Annotated in this window: 19 protein-coding genes and 1 riboswitch; of the genes, 14 read left to right on the forward strand and 5 right to left on the reverse strand. The window is 66.2% G+C overall.

Features of this window, described 5'->3' with window-relative positions; genetic code table 11:
• The first annotated feature begins 31 nt into the window (after positions 1–31).
• The 14 genes from ACTIIH_RS06480 to ACTIIH_RS06545 all read left to right on the forward strand — a co-directional run bounded on the left by ACTIIH_RS06480 (position 32) and on the right by ACTIIH_RS06545 (position 17,651).
• On the forward strand, positions 32–694 hold the full coding sequence (locus ACTIIH_RS06480) for a GntR family transcriptional regulator (RefSeq protein ID WP_169252966.1): 663 nt from the start codon (positions 32–34) through the stop codon (positions 692–694).
• Between the two features lie 125 nt (positions 695–819).
• Positions 820–2,346 (forward strand): IMP dehydrogenase, encoded by a 1,527-nt coding sequence (gene guaB, locus ACTIIH_RS06485; RefSeq protein ID WP_441451174.1) that lies wholly within the window; start codon positions 820–822, stop codon positions 2,344–2,346.
• A gap of 573 nt (positions 2,347–2,919) precedes the next feature.
• Positions 2,920–4,401, forward strand: a complete 1,482-nt coding sequence (locus ACTIIH_RS06490) for a pyridoxal phosphate-dependent decarboxylase family protein (RefSeq protein ID WP_441451192.1) — start codon at positions 2,920–2,922, stop codon at positions 4,399–4,401.
• A complete protein-coding gene (locus ACTIIH_RS06495; protein ID WP_441451175.1) occupies positions 4,398–5,867 on the forward strand; it encodes a lysine N(6)-hydroxylase/L-ornithine N(5)-oxygenase family protein in 1,470 nt (489 codons plus the stop codon). The genes ACTIIH_RS06490 and ACTIIH_RS06495 overlap by 4 nt, the downstream gene beginning before the upstream one ends.
• Positions 5,864–8,500 carry a GNAT family N-acetyltransferase gene (locus ACTIIH_RS06500; RefSeq protein WP_441451176.1) on the forward strand — a complete coding sequence of 879 codons (2,637 nt, stop codon included), beginning with the start codon at positions 5,864–5,866 and terminating at the stop codon, positions 8,498–8,500. Before ACTIIH_RS06495 ends, ACTIIH_RS06500 begins: the two co-directional genes overlap by 4 nt.
• 262 nt (positions 8,501–8,762) lie before the next feature.
• Complete coding sequence (locus ACTIIH_RS06505; RefSeq protein WP_441091795.1) at positions 8,763–9,110, forward strand: TfoX/Sxy family protein; 348 nt, start codon at positions 8,763–8,765, stop codon at positions 9,108–9,110.
• 321 nt (positions 9,111–9,431) lie between these two features.
• Positions 9,432–10,529 (forward strand): LacI family DNA-binding transcriptional regulator, encoded by a 1,098-nt coding sequence (locus ACTIIH_RS06510; protein WP_441451177.1) that lies wholly within the window; start codon positions 9,432–9,434, stop codon positions 10,527–10,529.
• A 92-nt stretch (positions 10,530–10,621) separates the two neighbouring features.
• Positions 10,622–11,716 (forward strand): substrate-binding domain-containing protein, encoded by a 1,095-nt coding sequence (locus ACTIIH_RS06515; protein WP_441091793.1) that lies wholly within the window; start codon positions 10,622–10,624, stop codon positions 11,714–11,716.
• A 98-nt stretch (positions 11,717–11,814) separates the two neighbouring features.
• On the forward strand, positions 11,815–12,639 hold the full coding sequence (locus tag ACTIIH_RS06520; RefSeq protein ID WP_441091792.1) for an ATP-binding cassette domain-containing protein: 825 nt from the start codon (positions 11,815–11,817) through the stop codon (positions 12,637–12,639).
• A complete protein-coding gene (locus ACTIIH_RS06525) occupies positions 12,636–13,847 on the forward strand; it encodes a sugar ABC transporter permease (RefSeq protein ID WP_441091791.1) in 1,212 nt (403 codons plus the stop codon). Before ACTIIH_RS06520 ends, ACTIIH_RS06525 begins: the two co-directional genes overlap by 4 nt.
• Before the next feature lie 216 nt (positions 13,848–14,063).
• A riboswitch (TPP riboswitch) is annotated at positions 14,064–14,197 on the forward strand.
• A complete protein-coding gene (locus ACTIIH_RS06530; protein ID WP_441451178.1) occupies positions 14,185–15,099 on the forward strand; it encodes a hydroxyethylthiazole kinase in 915 nt (304 codons plus the stop codon). Its footprint overlaps the riboswitch before it by 13 nt.
• On the forward strand, positions 15,096–15,866 hold the full coding sequence (gene thiE / locus ACTIIH_RS06535; RefSeq protein ID WP_441451179.1) for a thiamine phosphate synthase: 771 nt from the start codon (positions 15,096–15,098) through the stop codon (positions 15,864–15,866). Before ACTIIH_RS06530 ends, thiE begins: the two co-directional genes overlap by 4 nt.
• Positions 15,863–16,792, forward strand: a complete 930-nt coding sequence (gene thiD, locus ACTIIH_RS06540) for a bifunctional hydroxymethylpyrimidine kinase/phosphomethylpyrimidine kinase (RefSeq protein ID WP_441091788.1) — start codon at positions 15,863–15,865, stop codon at positions 16,790–16,792. Before thiE ends, thiD begins: the two co-directional genes overlap by 4 nt.
• A gap of 118 nt (positions 16,793–16,910) precedes the next feature.
• Positions 16,911–17,651: a TenA family protein gene (locus ACTIIH_RS06545; RefSeq protein ID WP_441451180.1), complete on the forward strand. Its 741-nt coding sequence runs from the start codon at positions 16,911–16,913 to the stop codon at positions 17,649–17,651.
• A 52-nt stretch (positions 17,652–17,703) separates the two neighbouring features.
• On the opposite strand, the gene ACTIIH_RS06550 is transcribed toward ACTIIH_RS06545, so the two are convergent.
• The 5 genes from ACTIIH_RS06550 to ACTIIH_RS06570 all read right to left on the reverse strand — a co-directional run.
• Positions 17,704–18,228, reverse strand: a complete 525-nt coding sequence (locus tag ACTIIH_RS06550) for a DUF1648 domain-containing protein (RefSeq protein ID WP_441451181.1) — start codon at positions 18,226–18,228, stop codon at positions 17,704–17,706.
• Positions 18,229–18,361: 133 nt separating this feature from the next.
• On the reverse strand, positions 18,362–18,577 hold the full coding sequence (locus ACTIIH_RS06555; RefSeq protein ID WP_441451182.1) for a hypothetical protein: 216 nt from the start codon (positions 18,575–18,577) through the stop codon (positions 18,362–18,364).
• Positions 18,578–18,729: 152 nt separating this feature from the next.
• Positions 18,730–19,947, reverse strand: coding sequence for a cysteine desulfurase family protein (locus ACTIIH_RS06560; protein WP_441451183.1), 1,218 nt, complete (start codon positions 19,945–19,947; stop codon positions 18,730–18,732).
• A gap of 1 nt (position 19,948) precedes the next feature.
• A complete protein-coding gene (nadC, locus tag ACTIIH_RS06565) occupies positions 19,949–20,800 on the reverse strand; it encodes a carboxylating nicotinate-nucleotide diphosphorylase (protein ID WP_441451184.1) in 852 nt (283 codons plus the stop codon).
• Positions 20,794–21,389 (reverse strand): FAD-binding protein (locus ACTIIH_RS06570; RefSeq protein WP_441451185.1); only part of this gene is annotated, 596 nt, incomplete at its 5' end. The genes ACTIIH_RS06570 and nadC, both read right to left, overlap by 7 nt.

Here is a 21,389-nt window from a genome sequence, read left to right on the forward strand (position 1 = left end):
ACGGTCGGCGGGGACACGGTAGCCTGGTGGTATGAGTCCACATTCCCCCGGCTGCACGTCAGAGGCGATCGTCGCCCTTGTCCGCACCCGCATCACCGACGGTGAATACCCGGCGGGAAGCCCGGTCCGCGATGGTGCCTTGGCCAAGGAGTTCAACGTTTCGCGCAACACCGCCCGCGAATCGCTGAGCCTGCTGCGTCACGCCGGGCTGCTCACCCAGGAGCCCAACCGGGGCTTCTTCGTCTCCACATTCGGCATCGACGAGCTCAAGGACCTGTACCGTGCTCGACGGGTCTTCGAGATCCGCGCCGTCCAGGAGTCTCAGGATGCCACCGACGAGGCGATGGCCGCCGTCGAAGCCTCCGTGGTCCGGGCCGAAACCGCGCCGAAGAACGAAACCTGGGCCGACGCGCAGGAACACTCGGCATCGTTCCACCGCGCGATCGTCGGTCTCCTCGGTTCACCGCTGCTCGACGAGTTCTACCTCAACCTCATGGCTCGGCTGTCGACGACGTTCTCGCGCTCGCCCGAACCCGGCAAGTACCATTCGCACTGGGCGAACCCGCACCGGGACATCCTCGAGAAGATGAAATCCGGGGATCGGCAGGGAGCCGAAGGACTGCTGCGCATCCACCTCGACGATTCCGAGGCTTCGACCCTCGACCTCGCACGGTCCGTGGGGGAGGGGCGGTAGGGCGAATCCGACAGCTTTTCCTGTGTAGCCAGTCTCACAGTGCCCGGTGCTTGAACCCATAGCGGTCGACTCTCTCGCTCCGATAGCATTGAGCCACCGTATCTTCGCGTCGAAAGGCTGTATTCATGGGAAACCCTGAGCAGGACTCACAGGCCGCAAACGATCCGTTCTCGCTGACGGGACTCACGTATGACGATGTCCTCCTCCTGCCAGGCGACACCGATGTCATCCCTTCCGAAGCCTCCACGGCCACCCGGCTGACCAAGGAGATCGAGCTCAACATCCCCCTCGTCTCCGCGGCGATGGACACCGTGACCGAATCCCGGATGGCGATCGCCATGGCCCGCATCGGCGGCCTGGGCATCATCCACCGCAACCTCTCCGCCGAGGATCAGGCGAAGCAGGTCGATTACGTCAAGCGCTCCGAATCGGGCATGATCAACGACCCGCTGACGATCACCGCGGACAAGACTCTGGAAGAGCTCGACGAGATCTGCGGCAAGTACCGCATCTCCGGACTGCCCGTCGTTGATGAGAACAATGTGCTCGTCGGCATCGTGACCAACCGCGACCTGCGCTTCGTCACCCGCAGCGAATTCCCCACCCGCACCGTCGCCGAGACGATGACGAAGATGCCGCTGGTCACCGCCCCCGTCGGCGTGGCCGCCGAGAAAGCCTTCGAGCTGCTTGCCGAACACAAGGTCGAGAAGCTGCCCCTCGTCGATGACAACAACGTCATCCAGGGCCTCATCACCGTCAAGGACTTCGTCAAGACCGAGGAATATCCGCTGGCCACCAAGGACGACGAAGGTCGCCTGCGCGTCGGTGCCGCCGTCGGATTCTACGGCGACGCCTACGAGCGTGCAGGAATGCTCGCCGAGGCGGGCGCCGACGTCCTCGTCGTCGACACCGCCAACGGCCACGCCCGCGGAGTCACCGACATGATCAAGACGATCAAGTCGGACCCGGCGTTCTCCGCCGTGCAGATCATCGGCGGTAACGTCGCCACGAAGGAAGGCGCGCAGGCGCTCGTCGAGGCCGGAGTCGACGCCGTCAAGGTCGGCGTGGGACCCGGATCGATCTGCACCACCCGCGTCGTCGCCGGTGTCGGCGTCCCTCAGGTCACCGCCGTCCACCTCGCGGCTCAGGCCGCTCAGGCCGCCGGAGTTCCGGTCATCGCCGACGGCGGTCTCCAGTACTCCGGTGACATCGGCAAGGCCCTGGTCGCCGGTGCCGATACCGTGATGCTCGGATCTCTGTTGGCCGGATGCAACGAGTCGCCGGGCGAACTCATCTTCGTCAACGGCAAGCAGTACAAGGCCTACCGCGGCATGGGTTCGCTGGGCGCGATGGCCCCGCGCAAGGGCAAGTCGTATTCGAAGGACCGCTATTTCCAGGCCGATATCGCCACCGACACCGACCTCATCCCCGAGGGCATCGAAGGTCGTGTCGCCTATCGCGGTCACCTCAAGCAGGTCGCCCACCAGCTCACCGGAGGTCTGCGCCAGACGATGTTCTACGTCGGCGCGCGCACCGTCGACGAGCTCAAGGCCAAGGGCAAGTTCGTCCGTCTGACCACGGCTGGGTTGAAGGAAAGCCATCCGCACGATATCCAGATGACCGTCGAGGCCCCGAACTACGTCGTGAAGTGAGGTAGGCAGGACCTCTGAAGGAGGGGTTTCTGGCCGACGAGAAGCCGCAGTTTCCGCATATGTGCGGAGGCTGCGGCTATTTCGTGCGTGTGGGGCTTGAGCGATGCATCTGCCGAGTTTCAGACGATCTGTGCGGAATTTTGTCTCGGGACTCCGCACGAAGTGTCCTGAACTCGTCAGCCGCCCGTCTGGAACGTCTCACGATGTTGGATGACACACCCCGATGTGACGAAGACCACTCAGCGCTTTTCGGTCCGATGCACCCGTAGTGCGAACAGCCTCCTTGCCGCATGAAACCTGGGCGCGGGCACGGTCTTGCCCGTTGAATGCGCGACGCCCGTAGTTGTCGGGCCGGCGAACAGACTCTTCGCCAATGCAGAAAGTTAGGGTAGGTTTCCCTAATGCGAGCCGCGCTTCGCGGTGCGCATCATCGAAGGAGGAAACCTCACAGTGACGACTTCTCTGCTCTACGACACCGAAGCGACACCCACCTCAGCACCCCTTCAGACCCCCGAAATCCCCCACACTGATGCCCTCCTCGGCGCCCACAGCGCTGACGAGTACGCATCGCTCATGCACGATGTCGTCGACATCCTCGGCAAACGGTTCCGCACCACCGAGCGGGCCGCCTCGGCGAAGGATCGCTCCGGACTCCAGGCCGCCGTCGACGCCGTCGACCTCGACACCGCAGGCGTCGGCGACGCCGAAGCCCTGCGCGAAGTCGACGCCCTCTACGCCGACAATGCCGTGTGGTTCCACCATCCCAGCTACGTCGCCCACCTCAACTGCCCGGTTGCCGTACCCGCCGTCGCCGCCGAAGCGATGCTCGCCGCCATCAACACCTCGGTCGACACCTACGACCAATCCGAGGTCGCCACCCTCATGGAACGCCGCCTCATCGACTGGACCTGCGGCCACCTCGGCTTCGTCGGCGGTGACGGAATCTTCACCTCCGGAGGCACCCAGTCCAACCTCCAGGCGCTGTTCCTCGCCCGCGAAAACGTCCTCGCCGAGGCGGCAGGACACGCTGACACCGAATCTCGCCGAGGCGGCCCTGACCTGGGCGCGCCCAACCGCCGTGACCGGCTGTCCCGGCTGCGCATCCTCGCGACCGACCAGGCCCATTTCTCCGTGTCCCGCGCGGCATTCCTCCTCGGCCTCGACGCCGAGGCGGTCGTGACCGTCCCGACCGACCAGTCCGGTCGCATGGACGCCGAAGCCCTCAATGCCAGCCTGCTCGCCATCGAGGCGAACGACCAGATCCCCATGGCCGTCGTCGCCACCACCGGCACCACCGACCGCGGTGTCATCGACCCGCTCGAGACCATCGCCGAGGTCTGCGAAGCGGCGAACGTCTGGCTTCACGTCGACGCCGCATACGGCGGCGGACTGCTGTGGGCCCCTCAACGAGCCCACCTGCTCGACGGGATCTCGAAGGCCACCTCGGTGACCATCGACTTCCATAAGACGTTCTTCCAGCCCGTGTCCTCGTCGGCCCTGCTCATCAGGGACGCGAGCCTGTTCGCGCCGACGATCCACCATCACGACTACCTCAACCCCGAAGCCGAAGCGCACGAAGCCGACGCCGAACCGAACCAGGTCGACAAGTCCCTGCAGACCACCCGCCGCTTCGATGCGCTCAAGCTCTGGACGACGCTGCGCGCCCGTGGCGCGGGCGAGATCGGGGCGATGATCGACACCGTCTGCGACCTCGCGACCGACGTCCGGGAGCTGCTCGAAGATCAGGCGGATTTCGAGGTGCTGGGTGCCTCGGACCTGTCCACGGTGCTGTTCCGATTCACCCCGGCGACCGCGGATCCGGTCACCTGCGACGAACTCGTCCCGCTCATCCGCCGAGCCCTCTTCCGCTCCGGCCGCGCCGCCATCGCCCGCACCGTCATCGACGGAACGCCGTGGCTCAAACTCACCCTGCTCAACCCCGACACCAGCATCGATGACGTCACCGCCGTGCTCGACCTCGTCCGTGCCACCGGGCACGGCATCCTCGCCGGCCGGAATCTCGAGGGCGCCGCAATCGAAGGAGGCGCAGCATGAGCGCAGATTCCACGCACATCCACGACATCCTCGGCGTCGGCATCGGTCCCTTCGGACTCGGCCTGGCCGCACTGTCGGAACCGCTCGACGACGTCGACGCGATCTTCGTCGACCAGCGCTCCGAATTCCGCTGGCACCCGGGCATGATGATCGAAGGCTCGACGATCCAGGTGCCGTTCCTCGCCGACCTCGTCACCATGGCCGACCCCACCTCCCCGTACTCGTTCCTCAACTTCCTCAAGGAGCGCCGGCGGCTCTACCCGTTCTACATCCGCGAATCCTTCTACCCCCTGCGCGCCGAATTCGACGAATACTGCCGCTGGGTTTCCGCCCAGTTGGATTCGCTGCGATGGAACCGTCGCGTGGTGTCCGTGACGAGGGAGGATGGTGTGTTCACCGCCCTCGCCGAGGTGGCCGACGACTCCGGTTCGATCGTGGGCACCGAGACCTACCGCGCCCGGCATCTCGTGCTCGGCGTGGGAACGCAGCCGGTGCTGCCGCCTGCGCTGCAGGGGCTCGGGGGCGATGTCGGCGCTGGTGCGTCCGGCACGGGCCCGGACGGTGCCGCCGGCTTGCCCGCTGCCGGCCCGGACAGCGCCGCCAACTCGCCCGCTGCCGGGCCGCTCATCCACACCGCCGACTACCTCGAGAACTGGGAGGCGCTGCTCGACTCGGGGTCGATCACGATCGTCGGCAGCGGCCAGTCCGCCGCTGAGATCTACCGTGACCTCGTCGACGACGCCGAAGACCGCGGAGTGCGCCTGGACTGGGTGACCCGGTCGCCGCGGTTCTTCCCGATGGAGTACACGAAGCTCACCCTTGAGATGACCTCCCCGGAGTACACCGACCACTTCCGGGCGCTGCCCGATGAGCTGCGCGAACGCGTCGGCCGGGAACAGCGCACGCTGTACAAGGGCATCTCCGCCGACCTCGTCGACGACATCCACGACACTCTCTACCGACTCAGCCGCGGCGGGCGGCAGCTGCTGACGAACCTCATCTCCGAAGCCGAACTCGTCACCGCCGACATCGACCCGATCAGCGGCGAATACCTGCTCGGCTTCCGCAATACGGCACTGGACAAGACATTTACTCGGCGATCGGGATCCGTGATTGCCGCCACCGGATACAAGTCGCAGCTGCCGGACTTCCTCAGCCCCCTCGGCGACGACATCCGACTGGATTCTCGAGGCCGCCTCGAGGTCAGCCGCTGCTACACGATCAACGACGAAGGAACCATCCACGTCGTGGGCGGCGAAGAGCACACCCACGGCGTGACCGCCCCTGACCTCGGCTTCGGCCCGTGGCGGGCCTCGGTGGTACTGGCCTCAGTCACCGGCCGGGAACCCTACCCGATCGAACGGACCATCGCCTTCCAGACCTTCGGGGTGCCGGCCGACGAATCCGATGCCGTTCCCGATGCCGCCTTCGCACTCGACGACTCCAAGGAGATGTCACACGCATGACCACCGAACTCATCACCAACCTCACCACCACCGCCACCGAGGCGGACGAGACCGATCCGACCGATTCTGCGGTTGGTGCGAACGCCACCTGTACGCGCACGGACCGCAGTTCGGACGTGAAGCTCACGGCCGCCTCGGCGACGGTGACCATCCGTCCGCTCGACGTCGCCCGGGACACCGCCCGGATCCACGAGTGGCTGACCCACCCGCGCGCTCATTATTGGATGATGACCGACCTCGACGAGAACGAGGTTCGGACCTACTTGGAGGGCATTCGCGACTCCGCGGACGACGCCGGTTGGGTCGGCTCCGTCGACGGCACCGACTGCTTCTACGTCGAGACCTACACTCCCGACAGCCTCATTCCGCAGAACGTCGTGGCGACCGGACCAGCGGACATCGGGATGCACCTGCTCGTCGCCCCTCCGGCAGGACCGGCCGTACACGGACTCACCGACCGCATCATGGCTGAGGTCATCGACTTCTGCATGAGGCCGGCTGACCAGGGAGGACGCGGTGCCGAGCGCGTCGTCGTCGAGCCCGATGCCAGGAACGACGCGATCATCGAGAAGAACCGGGCCGCCGGGTTCACCCCCATCACCGAGGCGACCATCATGATGGGCGAGATCGAGAAACCGGCGCTCGTCAGTGTGTGCACTCGCGTGGATTTCGAGGCCAGCGCGCTGGCTCCGTTCGTCGCAGTCGAAGCCCGGGAGTCGCGCGTGGCTGAGACCGGCGAGTCGGACAGTGACCGGAGGTCCACCACATCACGCACGGGTCGGCCGTTCGCAACCCCTCCGGCACCGTACGCCCACCTCAACGGGGATGCGTTCGCCGTCGCGCAGCGCCACCTCGTCGCCAAAGCCCTCTCCGAATTCGCCCACGAACGACTCATCGCACCGGTGAGTCTCGGGGAGGGCGAGGGAGCTGCCGCGAACGGCAGTGCACATCCGTTAGGGGGAGTCGCCTCGGCGAATGGCGAGGGCCGGACCTGGGAACTGAGCATCGACGGCGCCAGTCGGTACACATTCACCGCGCGTGTGCTGCCGCTCGAACACTGGGTGATCGACGAAGCGAGCATCACCCGGTGGCGCGACGGTTCCGAGGTTCCGCTCGACGCGCAGGAACTCGTCGTCGAACTCCAAGACGAACTCGCCATTCCCGAGGACCTCATCTCCACCTACCTCGAGGAACTCGCCTCGACCCTGGCCGGAGCCGCGTTCAAACTCGAGGACGCTCGAGCAAGGCGCCGGCCGGACGCACGGGAACTCGTCGATGCGGATTTCCAGACCACCGAGGCGGCCATGACCGAGGGCCACCCGGGGTTCCTTGCGAACAACGGTCGCATCGGCTTCGGTCTCAGCGACTTCCGCAAGTGGGCACCGGAGAACGGACAGCTCAACCGCATCGAATGGGTGGCAGTGAGGCGCGAACTCAGCCATCTGTCCTTGGGTATCGGACTCGATGAGGAGGGCCACCTCGGTGAGGCTCTCAGCGAAGCCGAACGGGATCTCTTCGGGTCCCGGATCCGGGCGGCGGGACAGGATCCTGCGGACTTCCACCTCATGCCGATCCATCCCTGGCAGGCCGACCACCGTCTGGCGATCACCTTCGCCGCGGACATCGCCCGCGGTGATCTGCTGCCGCTCGGGGAAGGGCTCGACAAGCACCAGGCGCAGCAGTCCCTGCGGACGTTCTTCAACCATTCGCGGGCCGGGGCTCCGTATGTGAAGGTTGCGCTCGCCGTGCAGAACATGGGATTCCTGCGTGGCCTGTCGCCGAAGTACATGCGTGACACCCCGGCCATCAACGACTGGGTCGCTGGCTTGGTCGGATCCGACCCCACCTTCGCCGAGGCGGGATTCCGAGTGCTGCGGGAGCGTGCCGCGCTCGGCTACACGGGGGACGTCTACCACCAGACGAAGGAGACGAACCCACACCGGAAGATGCTGGCTGCCCTGTGGCGGGAGAACCCTGTCGAGCAGATCGAACCAGGTCAGAAGCTCATCACCATGGCAGCCCTGCTGCACCGGGATCACCAAGGGGTGTCGCTGGCCAGCGAGCTCATCAGCGCATCTGGCTTGGGTTCCGGGGCATGGCTGCGCAGCTACCTGCGGGCGTACCTGAAGCCGCTCGTCCATGCACTGCTGGCCCACGATCTCGTGTTCATGCCGCACGGGGAGAACCTCATCCTCGTCCTCGACGAGCATGTGGTCACCGGGGCATTCATGAAGGACATCGGTGAGGAGGTCGCCGTGCTCGGCCACCGCGAGCTGCCCGCCGATGTCGAACGCATCCGCGCCGTGGTGTCGGGGGAGGAGAAGGCATTGTCGGTCTTCACTGACATGTTCGACGGGGTCCTGCGGCATCTGTCTGGCATCCTCGACGCCGATGGACTGCTGCCTGCCGACAGGTTCTGGGCGATTGTCGGTGAGATGCTCGACGAGTACGAAGCCGAACACCCGGATGCGGCCCGCGGTGTCAGCGGAGACGTCGACCTGCGTGCCGAACGCTTCGCCCATTCGTGCCTCAACCGGCTGCAGCTGAAGAACACGAAGCAGATGGTCGACATCGGCAACCAAGCAGAATCACTGCTCTACGCGGGCACCATGCCCAACCCCGTGGCTCGCTGAGCCATAGGGGGGGCCACGCCGACCGCTCACCTCAGCGTCGACCGCCCGCCGCATAACTTGATACAGCGACGGTAACTCGAGCGCTCAGTGAAGGAGGACTGGGCTAGAGTGCGCGCTCGCCACTGAGCTGAGCGGCCGGTGAACCGACGGACAGAACAAATCATTCGCCGAGGTGGGACTCCGGAAACGAGTCCCGCCTCGGCGAGTACCATTCACAGTGAAAGCGACCTTGACTGCACCGCTGACCAGAGAAGAGCATGCGATGACACCCGAGCAGACTTCACTCGTCGAACGGATCCGTGCGCTCGTTGCCGAAGGGCCCGTGGTTCGAGAGGTCTCGATGTTCGGCGGCCGCGCAGTCATGGTCAACGAGAAGATGATCGTCAGTGCAGGTAAGACGGGCGATCTGCTGGTGCGAGTCGATGCCGCTCGGCACGATGAGCTCCTCAAGCGACCAGAAGCTGCCCAAGCCGAGATGGGAACCGGGCGAAACATGGGGCCGGGATGGATCAACGTGAGCGCAGAGTCTGTTCGTGATGACGAGCAGCTGGCATTCTGGATCAAGACCGCCATGGACTTCAACCGGGCAGTGACGAGCCTGCCGGACTGATCCGGGGGACCGTTGACGCGGCCGCTATCTGCCGACCGCTCACCTCAGCGACACTGCAGCGAGCTATGCGGCGCGCGGTCGGTGCGGACTTGAGCGGTCGATGCGATGCGACCGAGCCGATGTGCGCGGTCGGCGCTGACTCGAGCGGTGGGTGAGGCGCCGAAGTCCGAACACCGCAATCGCCGAGGTGGGGCTTCGCAACGGAGCCCCACCTCGGCGAGTGCGTTCATCCTTCACCTCAGCGGTTAGTATCATTCCAACGGTTGCCTGCGCGTCGCTGCGCAGAGTCACGAATCGGTCCTCAGACTCAAAGGTGCGCACATGGCGAAGCAGAACGATCGGCCGACCCTGGCCACGGTCGCTGCCCGCGCCGGTGTGAGCATCAAGACGGCCTCCCGCGTCCTCAACGGCGAAAAGCACGTTGCCGCCTCGACCGCGGAGAAAGTCGAAGCCGCCGCAGAAGAACTCGGATTCCGACTCAATTCCACAGCCCGGCGTTTGCGTGCCGGAGGCCGCTCGCCGTATATCGGCGTCGTCCTCTCCGATGCCGGGGACGCCTTCCAGGCCCGTGCCTTCGCCGCCGTGGAAACCGAACTCGCAGCCGTCGACCTGCGCCCTGTGGTGACCGTAGTCGGTGACGATCCCGACCGGGAGGAAGCCTTCCTCGACGAATGCCTCGCCAACGATCTGACCGGGATCATCGTCATCCGCGCCCACCCCGAGGCGGCCGAGACCTACGCACGAGCCGCCTCGGCGCCGGGCACCAGAATCGTCTCCCTCGACCCGGCGGTCGACAGTCCCGGCATCGGCATCGTCGCAGGTGATGACCGTGAAGCGGGACGCCTCGCGGCCGAGCAGCTGCTCGCTCACGGACACATGGCACTCGGCGTCATCGGAGATCAATCGCCCAGCCTCATCACCACCCGCCGCCTGCAGGGAATCCAGGATGCCGTCGCCGGCCGTCGCGGTGTCGGCTGGCGCGCGTATATGCGCGAAGACGCCCACGACGAAGCCAGCGCAAAGAACGTCGTTGCTGCCTGGCTCGGCTCCCGCAGCGCCCCCGGTGCCCTCATCACCCTCTCGGCCACGCTCACGCAGGGCGCCATCGATGCCTGCCGCCGCCTCGGCGAATGGCCGGCCCTGGTGGGCATCGACGATTTCCCCACGGCCGAACTCCTCGACGTCACCGTCGTCGATCGCAACGTCGAGTCCCTTGCCGCCGAGGCGGTCCGCAGGCTCCGGGCCGGTGCGGAACCCAGCGGTGCCGGGGCGGGCGGGGGCCGCCTCGGTGAGGGAAACGGCCCGATCGCGGCGGAGACGATGGGGCATGGTCGTGTCGACGACAGCGTGCCCGATTTCGACAACGCGCTGTGCGTCATCGCTCGTGGCAGCGGTGAAGAGCCGCCCGACACTCGCTGAGAACTTTTGCGAAAACAGTTGACAGCAGGCGGTCTTCAGCGAATCATATTCAACAGCCTGACAACGTTGTCAGAATGATTGAAAGGTTCACAATGAGGCACAACCTTAAGTCCCACAAGAAGCTGGCACTCCTCGGTGCCTCGGTCGCGATCGGCGCTCTGGCGCTCAGCGGCTGCGGCAATCAGAAGGGCCAGGGCAACGACGAAGCCGACAGTGGATCCGGCGGGGACGGCGACGTCACCATCGCGCTGCTCCTGCCCGAGTCGAAGACCACCCGGTACGAGTCGCTCGACAAGCCGAACTTCGAGAAGTACCTCAAAGAGGCCAATCCGGATGCGAAGGTCGAATACCGCAACGCCAATCAGGATGCGACCCAGCAGCAACAGCAGTTCGAAGCCGCAGTGACCGAAGGTGTCGATGCCATCGTGCTCGACCCAGTCGATGCCTCAGCGGTGGCATCGGCGCTGTCGAAGGCAGAAGCGAAGAAGATCCCGGTCATCTCCTACGACCGTTTCTTCGAGGGCGCGGACTACTACACCTCGTTCGATAACAAGAAGATCGGCAACCTCCAAGGCCAGGCCGTGCTCGACGGGCTCAAGGAGGCCGGAGTCGACCCGAAATCGGGCCCGGTGTGGATGGTCAACGGTGACCCGAAAGACCCGAACGCCGCGGACTTCAAGGCCGGTGCCGAAGAGACTCTCAAAGGTGCCGGCGTCGATATCGCCGCCAGCCATGACACCCTCGACTGGAACCCCGACGACGCCCGCCAGTGGGTCGAAGGTCAGCTGCAGGGCGACGGTGAGAAGCCGATCGCCATCTACGCGGCCAACGACGGCACCGCCGGCGGCGTCATCGCCGCGACGAAGAAGGCCAAGGTCGAAACCGTGGTGACCGGCCAGGACGCTGAGGTCGACGGTCTGCAGAACATCCTCAAGGGTGATCAGTTCGCCACGATCTACAAGTCGATCCCACCGCAGGCGGAGTTCGCCGCCAAGGCCGCTGTGGCTCTGGCTGCGGGCGAGGACGTCGAAGCGAGCACGACCTACAAAGACACCCCGACGGACTTCGTCGAGGCCAAGGTCGTGACCAAGGACAACATCAAGGACATCGTCGGCGACCAGATCAAGGCCTCTGATATCTGCACGAGCAAGGTGGAGAAGCTCTGTGCCGATGCCGGCGTGAAGTGAGCACGTGCGCGCTCACGATCTGATGCGACCGACCTCGAGCCGGCGACCATCACCGGTCGCCGGCTGCCGGGGTCAACGACTGCGACAAGTAGGAACAGATGACACCAGACACCCCTGACCAGGCATCTGCGGCGACGCGGACGCCGGGCAGCGACAGCGAGCCGGTGCTCGAACTGCGCGGAATCAACAAGCGATTCGGTGCCGTTCAGGCACTGACCGACATCAATCTCAGCGTCGGCCGCGGCGAGGTCGTCGGCCTTGTCGGCGACAACGGCGCCGGCAAATCGACGCTGATCAAGGTCATCGCCGGAGTCCATGCCGCCGATGAGGGCGAGCTCATCATGAACGGAACGGCGCAGAGGTTCTCCTCCCCGAAGGACGCGCAGAGGGCCGGAGTGGCCACCGTGTTCCAAGACTTGGCCCTGTGCGAGAACCTCGACGTCGTCGCCAACCTCTTCCTCGGACATGAGAAGACCCGCGGCGGAGTGCTCGACGAGGTGTCCATGGAGGCCAAATCCTGGGAGCTGCTGCGCAGTCTGTCAGCGAAGATCCCGAGCGTGCGAGTGCCGATCGCGGCCCTGTCCGGCGGTCAGCGTCAGACCGTCGCGATCGCTCGCTCGCTGCTGGGCGAACCCTCCCTGGTCATGCTCGACGAGCCGACGGCGGCGCTCGGTGTCGCCCAGACGGCCGAGGTGCTCAACCTCATCGAACGGCTGAAGGAACGTGACCTCGGGGTGCTGCTCGTCAGCCACAATATGGCTGACGTGCAGGCTGTGTGCGAGCGGGTGCACGTGCTGCGCTTGGGCAAGGACGCCGGTGACTTCCCTGGCGACGAACGCACGGACGTGCTCGTGGCCGCGATCACCGGGGCCAGCGACAACGTCGTGACCAAGCGTGCGGCACGGAGGGGTGAGCGTCGATGACCCGCAATTCCTTCATCACCGACGAACGGATCACTCACGAAGGCGTCGTCGGAACGTTCCTGCGACGGGTCAAAGAGGGCCAGCTCGGATCGTTCCCGGTCATCTTCGCCCTCATCGTCATCGTCATCGTCTTCCAGACGGCCGACTCGAACTTCATCTCTCCGGCCAACCTCGTCAACCTCTCCACCCAGGTCGCATTCCTCGCGATACTTGCCCTGGGCATCAACCTCATCCTGCTCCTCGGCGAGATCGACCTCTCCCTGGCGCAGTTGGGCGGATTGGCCGCCTCGCTGCTCGGTGTTCTGGTGGTGAGGCAAGGTGTGCCGCCGGCCCTGGCGCTGGTCATCATGCTGCTGCTCGGCCTGGTCGTCGGTGCGATCCAGGGCTGGTTCTTCGCCGTCGTCGGCATCCCGGCGTTCGTGGTGACCCTGGCCGGCTTGCTCGCGTTCACCGGCCTGACGCTGACAACCCTGGGTACGCAGAAGAACCTGTCGATGTCGGACACCTTCGCCTTCGACTTCGCGAGCTTCTATTTCCCGGCGATCTGGGCCTATGTCTTCGGTGCGATCGCGATCATCGGATTCGGCGTCGGCATCATCTATTCGAAGTTGCGCCGCCACAGGGAGGGTCTCAGTGCTCCGAGCTGGACTTCGGTGATCGTGAGGATCGTCCTGTTGGCCGCGATCGTGTTCGGCTTCCTCATCCTCGTCAATCAGGACTTCGGTCTGGCGATGCCGTTCTTCCTCATGATCGTCATCGCGATCATCATCGACCTCGTGCTGCGCAAGACCCGTTATGGTCGTTCGATCTACGCCGTCGGCGGCAAGGTCGAAGCCGCCCGGCGTGCCGGCATCCGCGTGACCTGGGTGCGCATCAGCGTGTTCATGGCTGCCGGAGTGCTGGCCGCTCTGTTCGGATTCATCAAGACCGGAGTGACGACGAACGCGGGATCGACGCTGGTGAGCACGCAGGACCTGCTCAACGCGATCGCTGCGGCCGTCATCGGCGGCACCTCGCTGTTCGGTGGTCGCGGAACCGCCTGGGCGGCAGTGCTCGGCGCACTGGTCGTCGGCGCGATCAACAACGGTCTCTACCTCATCGGCTTCAACTCCGATGCACAGCAGATCATCACCGCGCTCGTCTTGCTCACCGCCGTCGTCATCGATGCGCTCAGCCGCCGCGGCCAGAGGTACGTCGGGCGCGGGTAGTGCCGGGTCGGCGGCACAGGGGCGTCCGCTCAGCGCTGAGCGCTCAAGTTGTCGTCGACCGCTCGGTTCCGCAAGAGCACCCTCTGCCGACCGCTCGCCTTAGCTTCGAGCGCGCAATGCACAGCTTGATGCAGCGACGTTAAGTCGAGCGGTCGGTGCTGAGCAACCAAGCAGCGCATGGAGTCGCTCCGCATCAGTCAGGCTGATACAGTCGATGCCAATGACATGGGGTGCCTCATGAGGATCCGTTCGCACCGAAGAGCTGCGCACGGAGGACACCGAGGCTGAGAGAACACCCATCGAACCTGATCTGGGCCATACTAGCGAAGGGATCGTCATGGTTGACTTCGACCTGCGTTCTGCGAATGCGCGACTGCGCGCAATCAACCCACTCATCCAATGCATCACGAACACCGTCGTGCAGCAGTTCAGCGCGAACGTGCTCCTGGCCGTCGGCGCCTCCCCGGCGATGCTCGACCATGAAGCCGATGCCGGACAGTTCGCCGGGATCGCCAGCGGAGTCCTCGTCAACTTCGGCACCGCCTCGAACCATCAGCTGCTCGCCGCCGATGCTGCCATCGACGTCGCCACCGCCGCCGGCAAGCCCTGGGTCCTCGACCCCGTGAGCGTCGGCGCCGTCGACTTCCGCACCTCCCGCATCCGCCGCGCCGCCGCCGATCACCCGACCGCCATCCGCGGCAACGCCTCCGAGATCGCCGCACTCGCCGGCGTGGGACTCGGTGGACGCGGAGTCGACTCCACCGATGAAGTCGACGCCGTCCTTCCCGCCGCTGCGAAGCTGGCCAGAGAAACCGGGGCGACCGTCGCCGTATCCGGACCCACCGATGCCGTCGTCGCCCATATCGACGGCACCGATCACGTCGCCCGCATCACCGGCGGCCACGAATTCATGCCGCTGGTCATCGGCACCGGCTGCTCACTCGGCGCCGTCACCGTCGCCTACTTGGCCGCCGCCCGTGCCGGACTGGCCGACCCCGACGCCGACGTCTCAGCAATCAGCGCCCCCGAGCAGTCCGCGAACGGTGGGGCCGCCTCGGCGAAGTTCGAAGCTGTCGTCGCCGCCCACGCCCACTTCGCGGTCGCCGGGGAACTCGCCGCCGATGGTGCGAAGGGTCCGGGCAGCTACTCGGTGAGCTTCCTCGACGCTCTCCACACCGTCGACGGTGACCGACTCGCGCAGGCGAGAATCGGCCTCGACACGCTCACGGCCGGCGAAGGCGCCCAGGCATGACCGCCGGATCCCGCCACATCGCTGACAACCCGAACGGCGCTGCCGTGACCGACGGCGCTGCCGCGACCGACGGCGCTGCCGCGACCGACCGCTTCGCCGGAATCGACACGCGCCTCTACCTCGTCACCGACTCCGCGCAATGCGAAGCCGCCGGTCGCAGCGTCGCCGAGACCGTGCAGGCCGCCGTCGCCGGGGGAGTGGGCATCGTCCAGGTCCGCGACAAAGACATCGACGACGCAAGCTTCTATTCGCTCACCCGCCAGGTCATCGCCGCCGTCGACGCCGCCACCCGCGGCACCGACCGCACGGTCCCCGTCGTCCTCAACGACCGCGTCGAGGTGGCCCTCCGCCTCATCGACGAAGGCGAGAACGTGCACATCCACGTCGGCCAAACTGACACCACCGTCGCCGAGGTGCGCGCGGTCCTGGGTGCGGAACCGCTCATCGGTCTCTCGGCCGCGAACAGCGACGAATTCGCCGCCGCCCGCGACTCCGGAGTCGTCGACCTCGTCGGCATCGGACCGGTCTATGACACCTCCACGAAAGCCGACGCCCCCGACGGCATCGGACCGGACCGCCTCGGCGAACTGGCGGCAGAAGCCGGCCTCCCCGCCGTCGCGATCGGCGGCATCACCGCCGACCGTGCCCCCGACCTGCACGGACGTGGTCTGATCGGAATCTGCGTGGTCTCGGCGATCTGCCTGGCCGACGATCCGAAGTCGGCGGCCGAAGAGCTGCTGGCCGCTTTCACCGGGAGCGACCAATGACGACCCGCCCGCCGATCACCTTGTCCATCGCCGGCACCGACCCGTCCGGCGGCGCCGGAATCCAAGCCGACCTCAAGACCTTCACCGCGCGGAAGACCATGGGCACGACCGTCATCACCGCCCTCGTCGCGCAGAACACGCACGGGGTGTCGCGCGTCTATCCGGTCGACGTCGATTTCGTCGCCGATCAGTTCGACTCCGTGCTCGGTGACCTGCCCGTCGATGCGACGAAATCGGGGATGCTCGGCAGCCGTGACCTCGTCGAACTCGTCGTCGCCCGCGCGGCAGAAAGCCGGCTCGGCTTCTATACCGTCGATCCGGTGATGATCGCGACCTCCGGCCATCGCCTCCTCGAGGCCGATGCCGTCGACGCCGTGCGCACCCAACTGCTGCCCGTCGCCGACCTCATCACCCCCAACCTCCCCGAGGCGGCCCTGCTCATCAGCGATGACGAACCCGAAGCGCAGACGACTGAGGCCATGCGTGACCAGGCTCGTCGCCTGCTCGAACGCGGTCCCGGAGCGGTCCTGCTCAAGGGCGGACACGGCAGCGATGACGAAGTCATCGACATCCTCGCCACCGCCGATGGCCAGGTCCGTGAGTTCACCCATCCTCGCGTGACGACGATGAACACGCACGGAACCGGGTGCACTCTGTCGGCCGCGATCACCGCCGAGGTGGCCGTCCTCGGCCGTGAACGCGCAGCTGTCGCCGGGGGACCTGCCGATCCGGCGGCCCCGACCGGGAAAGATCGGTCACGCGCGGCGATCGGGTCGGACATCCTCGGCGAGGCTGTCGGCAATGCCCTCGATTTTCTCGCTCGCGCCCTGAACTCGGCTGCGGACTGGCAGCTGAGCCTGGATCCGGAGGGCGCTCACGGACCCGTCGACCACCAGGTCGACATCGTCCGCGGTCGACCCGCCTGACCGGCCCCGACACACGCACCGCCCTTTCAATCGAAACACCCCGGCACACGCACCACCCCGGCACACTGACCATCCCGGCACACGAACCACCACATCACACGAGCACAGAGGAGTTCCCATGACCGTCACCTTTACCGCCGGCCCACTGACCACCCAGCTGTGGGACCGCGTTCGCCCCATCGTCAAGCAGATCGAAGAGCTGCCGTTCCTCGCCCAGCTCGCCGACGGCAGACTCGATCCGAAGGCCTTCGTCAATTACATCTCGCAGGACAGCCTCTACCTGAACGGATATGCCAAGGCCATGTCGTTCCTGGCCGCGAAGACCGCCGACCGTGACGAATCCCGATTCTGGGCCGGATCCGCCGCCGAGGCGATCACCGTCGAAGAGGAGATGCACGCAGAACTGCTCGCCGACGCCCGACTCACCTCGGCGCTGGAGGAGCTCACAGCGGAAGGCTCCCGTTTCAAGGCCTCCCCGACGACGCTGGGTTACGTGTCCTTCCTCGTCGCCAACGCCGCCTGCCGATCCTACGGCGAAGGCGTGGCCTCAGTGCTGCCCTGCTTCTGGGTGTACGCCCATATGGGCAAGGTGCTTGTCGACCGGGCCGGGCAGATGGCCGACGACCACCCCTACCGCACCTGGGTGCAGACCTACGACTCTCCCGACTTCGACGAATCGACCCGCCACGCCGTGCAGATCCTCGAACAGGAACTCGCGAAGGCCCCGAGCGAGGAAGCCGCCCGCATGCGCGCCGCCTTCGAACAGGCCTGCGTCTTCGAACTCCACTTCTGGGCCTCGGCACACGCCATGCAGAACTGGGACGTCTCCGTGTTCCTCCCCGAGGACTTCACCGTCTGATTCCAGGGAGCATCGGATCCCCCTCACCGAGGTGGCCCTGACCTTGAGTCGGTCACCTCGGTGGGGTGAGCCTGCGGTAGAAACGCCAGACGGCGAGCCCCGTGGCGGCGAGGAAGACGGCCGTCGGCACGAACGTCAGCCATTCCGGCATCGTTGCCGAACGCGCCCCCTCGGCGATGATGACGAGGATGGCTGCGACGAGCAGGGCGGTGAGCCCCGCGGTGATGCGCAGCAGCTCCATGAGGCAGTCGACGAGGTAGGTCTTCTCGCCGCGCTCGAGCCAATACTCCTTGTGCGGGGCATTGATGAGCGAGACCGGAAGTTTCTCGAACAGCGGCCTGATCGACATCAGAGCGGGCAGGCCGACGCCTATCGGCAGGAAGATCCACAGGAGGCCCGTTTTCGACGTCCAGTCATCAGGTTGGCCACCGGAGTCGAAATGCGTGGCAATATTGCCGGGCGCCTGCACCCAGAACCAGACGCAGACCCCGATGAAGACGAGTATCGAGGCGACCGCGAAGATGAGCGCGGCGGTCTCGCTCGATGGGTTCCGATGCGGCTCTGGAGAGGAAGGCATGTTGTCACCTTGACAACAGCAGCGTGCTACTTGCCCGCGGCGATCGACAGGCAGGTTCGCACCCGACTGAGGTTACTGAGGGTCATGCAGACTGAGACGACGGAGGTTCACACCCGACTGAGACGCCGCAGCCTCAGGCGCGGGAGGCTCCATCAGTGTCATCCGGGTAATAAGTGAGTGGACCGAACGATCCGAGCGCATGCCAGCCGCGGCGCAGAGTCGTCCACAGAAGCACGTGATCGACCTCGATGAGGGGCACTCGGTCGTGCTTCGGGCAGGCGTATCGTCCGATGACGAAGACGATCGTCGCGAACATCACTGCGATCATGAACAGACTCAGAAGATCCATGGCGGCCCCCTCACGCCCTGAGACGAATGCTTTTCTTTCAGTCTCGCCCCAAAGTACAGAGAAAGATAGGCCTGTCCCACTTGGTGAGCGCGAAGGTGATCAAAATCAACTCGGGTGTGAGACGAAGCTCGCTTCAGCGGCCCCGAAAAGGCTCAGGCGAAGCTCGTGGCCAGGCTCTCGGCGGCGGCGATGACGGACTGCGCGGCAGCGCGTCCCTGCTCGCCGGTGATCGAGGACGGGAAGGTGAAGCGCACACTCGTCTGCGCGACCTCGGCGGCGACTCCTAAGGCAGTGAGCACATGCGAGGGCTCGTCGGAGCCTACTGCACAGGCCGAACCACTCGACGCCGTCACCCCGCGGCGTTCGAGCTCGAGCAGCACTGCCTCACCGGAGGTGTGCGAGAAGCAGAACGACGCATGGTTCGGAGTTCGAGCCGGCCGGCCATCGGGGCCGGCCATGCCCGCAGCGCCTGTGAGGAACGCCCCGGGCACACTGTCGAGAACAGCGGCGATGAACTCATCCCGGATGGCACGGACGCGATCGGCGGCCTCATGCCGCTCCGCCTCGGCGAGTTCGAGGGCCGTGGCGAATGCGACGGCCAAGGCCACGTTCTCCGTCCCCGAGCGTCGGCCCGACTCCTGACCGCCACCGTGGATGAGCGGTTCGACGGGTACGCGGGCGCGGATCGCGGCCACACCGATGCCCTTCGGCGCTCCGACCTTGTGCCCGGCCAGGCTGAGCGCATCGACGCCCAACCCGGTCAGCGGCAGCCAGCCGGCCGCCTGCACCGCATCCGTGTGGAAGAGTGCGCCGGCGTCATGGGCGATGCCGGCCAGGGTCGGAATGTCCGCAACGGTGCCGATCTCATTGTTCGCGTATCCCACGCTCACGAGCACGGTGTCCGGGCGGATCGCCGCTGTGAGGGCTTCGGGGGTCACTGTCCCATCGGAGGTCGGGGCCACCTCGGTGACGGTGAATCCGTGGACGCGGGCCAGGAACTCCACCGAGGCGAGTACGGCTTCGTGTTCGATGGGGGAAGTGACGATATGTCGCCGAGGCGGCACCGCGGTCCCAGCCCGACCCTGTGTCTGAGCCCGACCTTGAGTCCGAGCGCCGAGGGCCATGCCGATGATTGCGAGGTTGTCCGCCTCGGTGCCGCCGCTGGTGAACGTGATGTCCGTGGTGCGCATGCCGAGCACTTTCGCCACCCGAGCCCGGGCGTCGGTGAGGGCGTCGGCGGGTCCGCGACCGAACTCGTGATGGCTTGACGGATTGCCGAACGCGCCGGCCAGATACGGCCACGCGGCCTCGAGGGCCTCCCGGCGCACGGGGGCCGCGGCCGCGGTGTCGAGGTAGAGGCGCCCGGTCATCTCAGGCCTCGAAGGTCAGGTCGAGACCGAGATCGATCGCACGGACACTGTGGGTCAGCGCGCCCGAGGAGATGACGTCGACGCCGGTGGCGGCGATCTCCGGGATCGTCTCCAGGGTGACATTGCCGCTGGCCTCGACGACGGCGCGGCCGCCCACGAGTTCGACGCCTTCGCGCAGCTGAGCCGAGGTGAAGTTGTCGAGCATGATGATATCGGCGCCGCCGTCGAGCACCGCGGGCACCTGGTCGAGCCGGTCGACCTCGACCTCGATCGTCGTCGTATGCGGCAGACGGGCACGGGCGGTGCGGATCGCCTCGGCGACGGACAGCCCGGCACCGGTGAGAACGGCGAGGTGATTGTCCTTGGCCATGACTGCGTCGGAGAGTCCGAAACGGTGATTGTGCCCGCCGCCGCAGACCACGGCGTGCTTCTCGAACGCCCGCAGGCCCGGAGTGGTCTTGCGGGTGTCGACGATGCGCGCGCGCCCGCCAGCGGCATCGACAAAGGCGTAAGTCTGGGTGGCGATTCCGCTCATCCGTTGGCAGAAGTTCAACGCGATCCGCTCGGCCTGCAGCACCGCTCGTGCAGGGCCCGCGACCGTGGCAAGCACCTGACCTGCCGTGAACGAGTCTCCATCGGCAGCGGCGAGGTCGACCGTGACGCTCGGGTCGACGAGGGTGAAGGCGCGGGCGAAGACCTCGATTCCGGCGAGCACCCCGTCTTCACGAGCGCGCAGATCGGCCGTCGCCGAGGCTGCGGCGGGGATGAAGACTTCGCCGGTGATATCGCCCCAGGGAGCGTCTTCCTCGAGGGCTGTGCGCAGTGCGGAATCGATGGTTGAAGCGGTCAGCATGCGGTGGCCTCCTGAAGCAGAGCGGTGGGCGAAGTGGCGGTGGACGGCGCGGTCGTCGACGGCGTGAAGGTCGTATCCGTGCGGGTATGCGCGCCGAGGCTGTGCTCCCGGGCCAGGGCATGCCGAGCCATCTGTTCGGCGATGAGGGCGAGATTCGCAGTCTCGAGTGCGTCGGCGCGGGCCGCAGCCGGGACGGTGGAGTGATCATCGGCGCTGTGGGTACGGTTGGCGGAGGTGCCGGTATTGCGGGCACCGTCACCGAGGCGGTCGAGCAGGGTCCGCAGACCCGCGGCCGTGCGTTCCACACCCAGATGAGCCCAGGTCAGGTCCTGCAGCTCGGTTCGTGTCAGTGCCGTGTGGTGGGATGAACGGAACTGGGGGAGTGGGAGGTTATGGTCTCTGTTGACCGGCAGTGCGTCGATCGCCGCGGCGGCGCGGGCGGCGAAGACTGCGCCCTCGAGCAGAGAGTTCGAGGCCAGCCGGTTGGCTCCGTGGACTCCGGTGCACGCGACCTCGCCGACGGCGAAGAGTCCGTCGATGCTCGTGCGACCGTCGCGATCCGTGGCCACCCCGCCCATGAAGTAGTGGG

Source organism: Brevibacterium sp., from assembly GCF_052105255.1.
Lineage (GTDB): Bacteria > Actinomycetota > Actinomycetes > Actinomycetales > Brevibacteriaceae > Brevibacterium > Brevibacterium linens_B.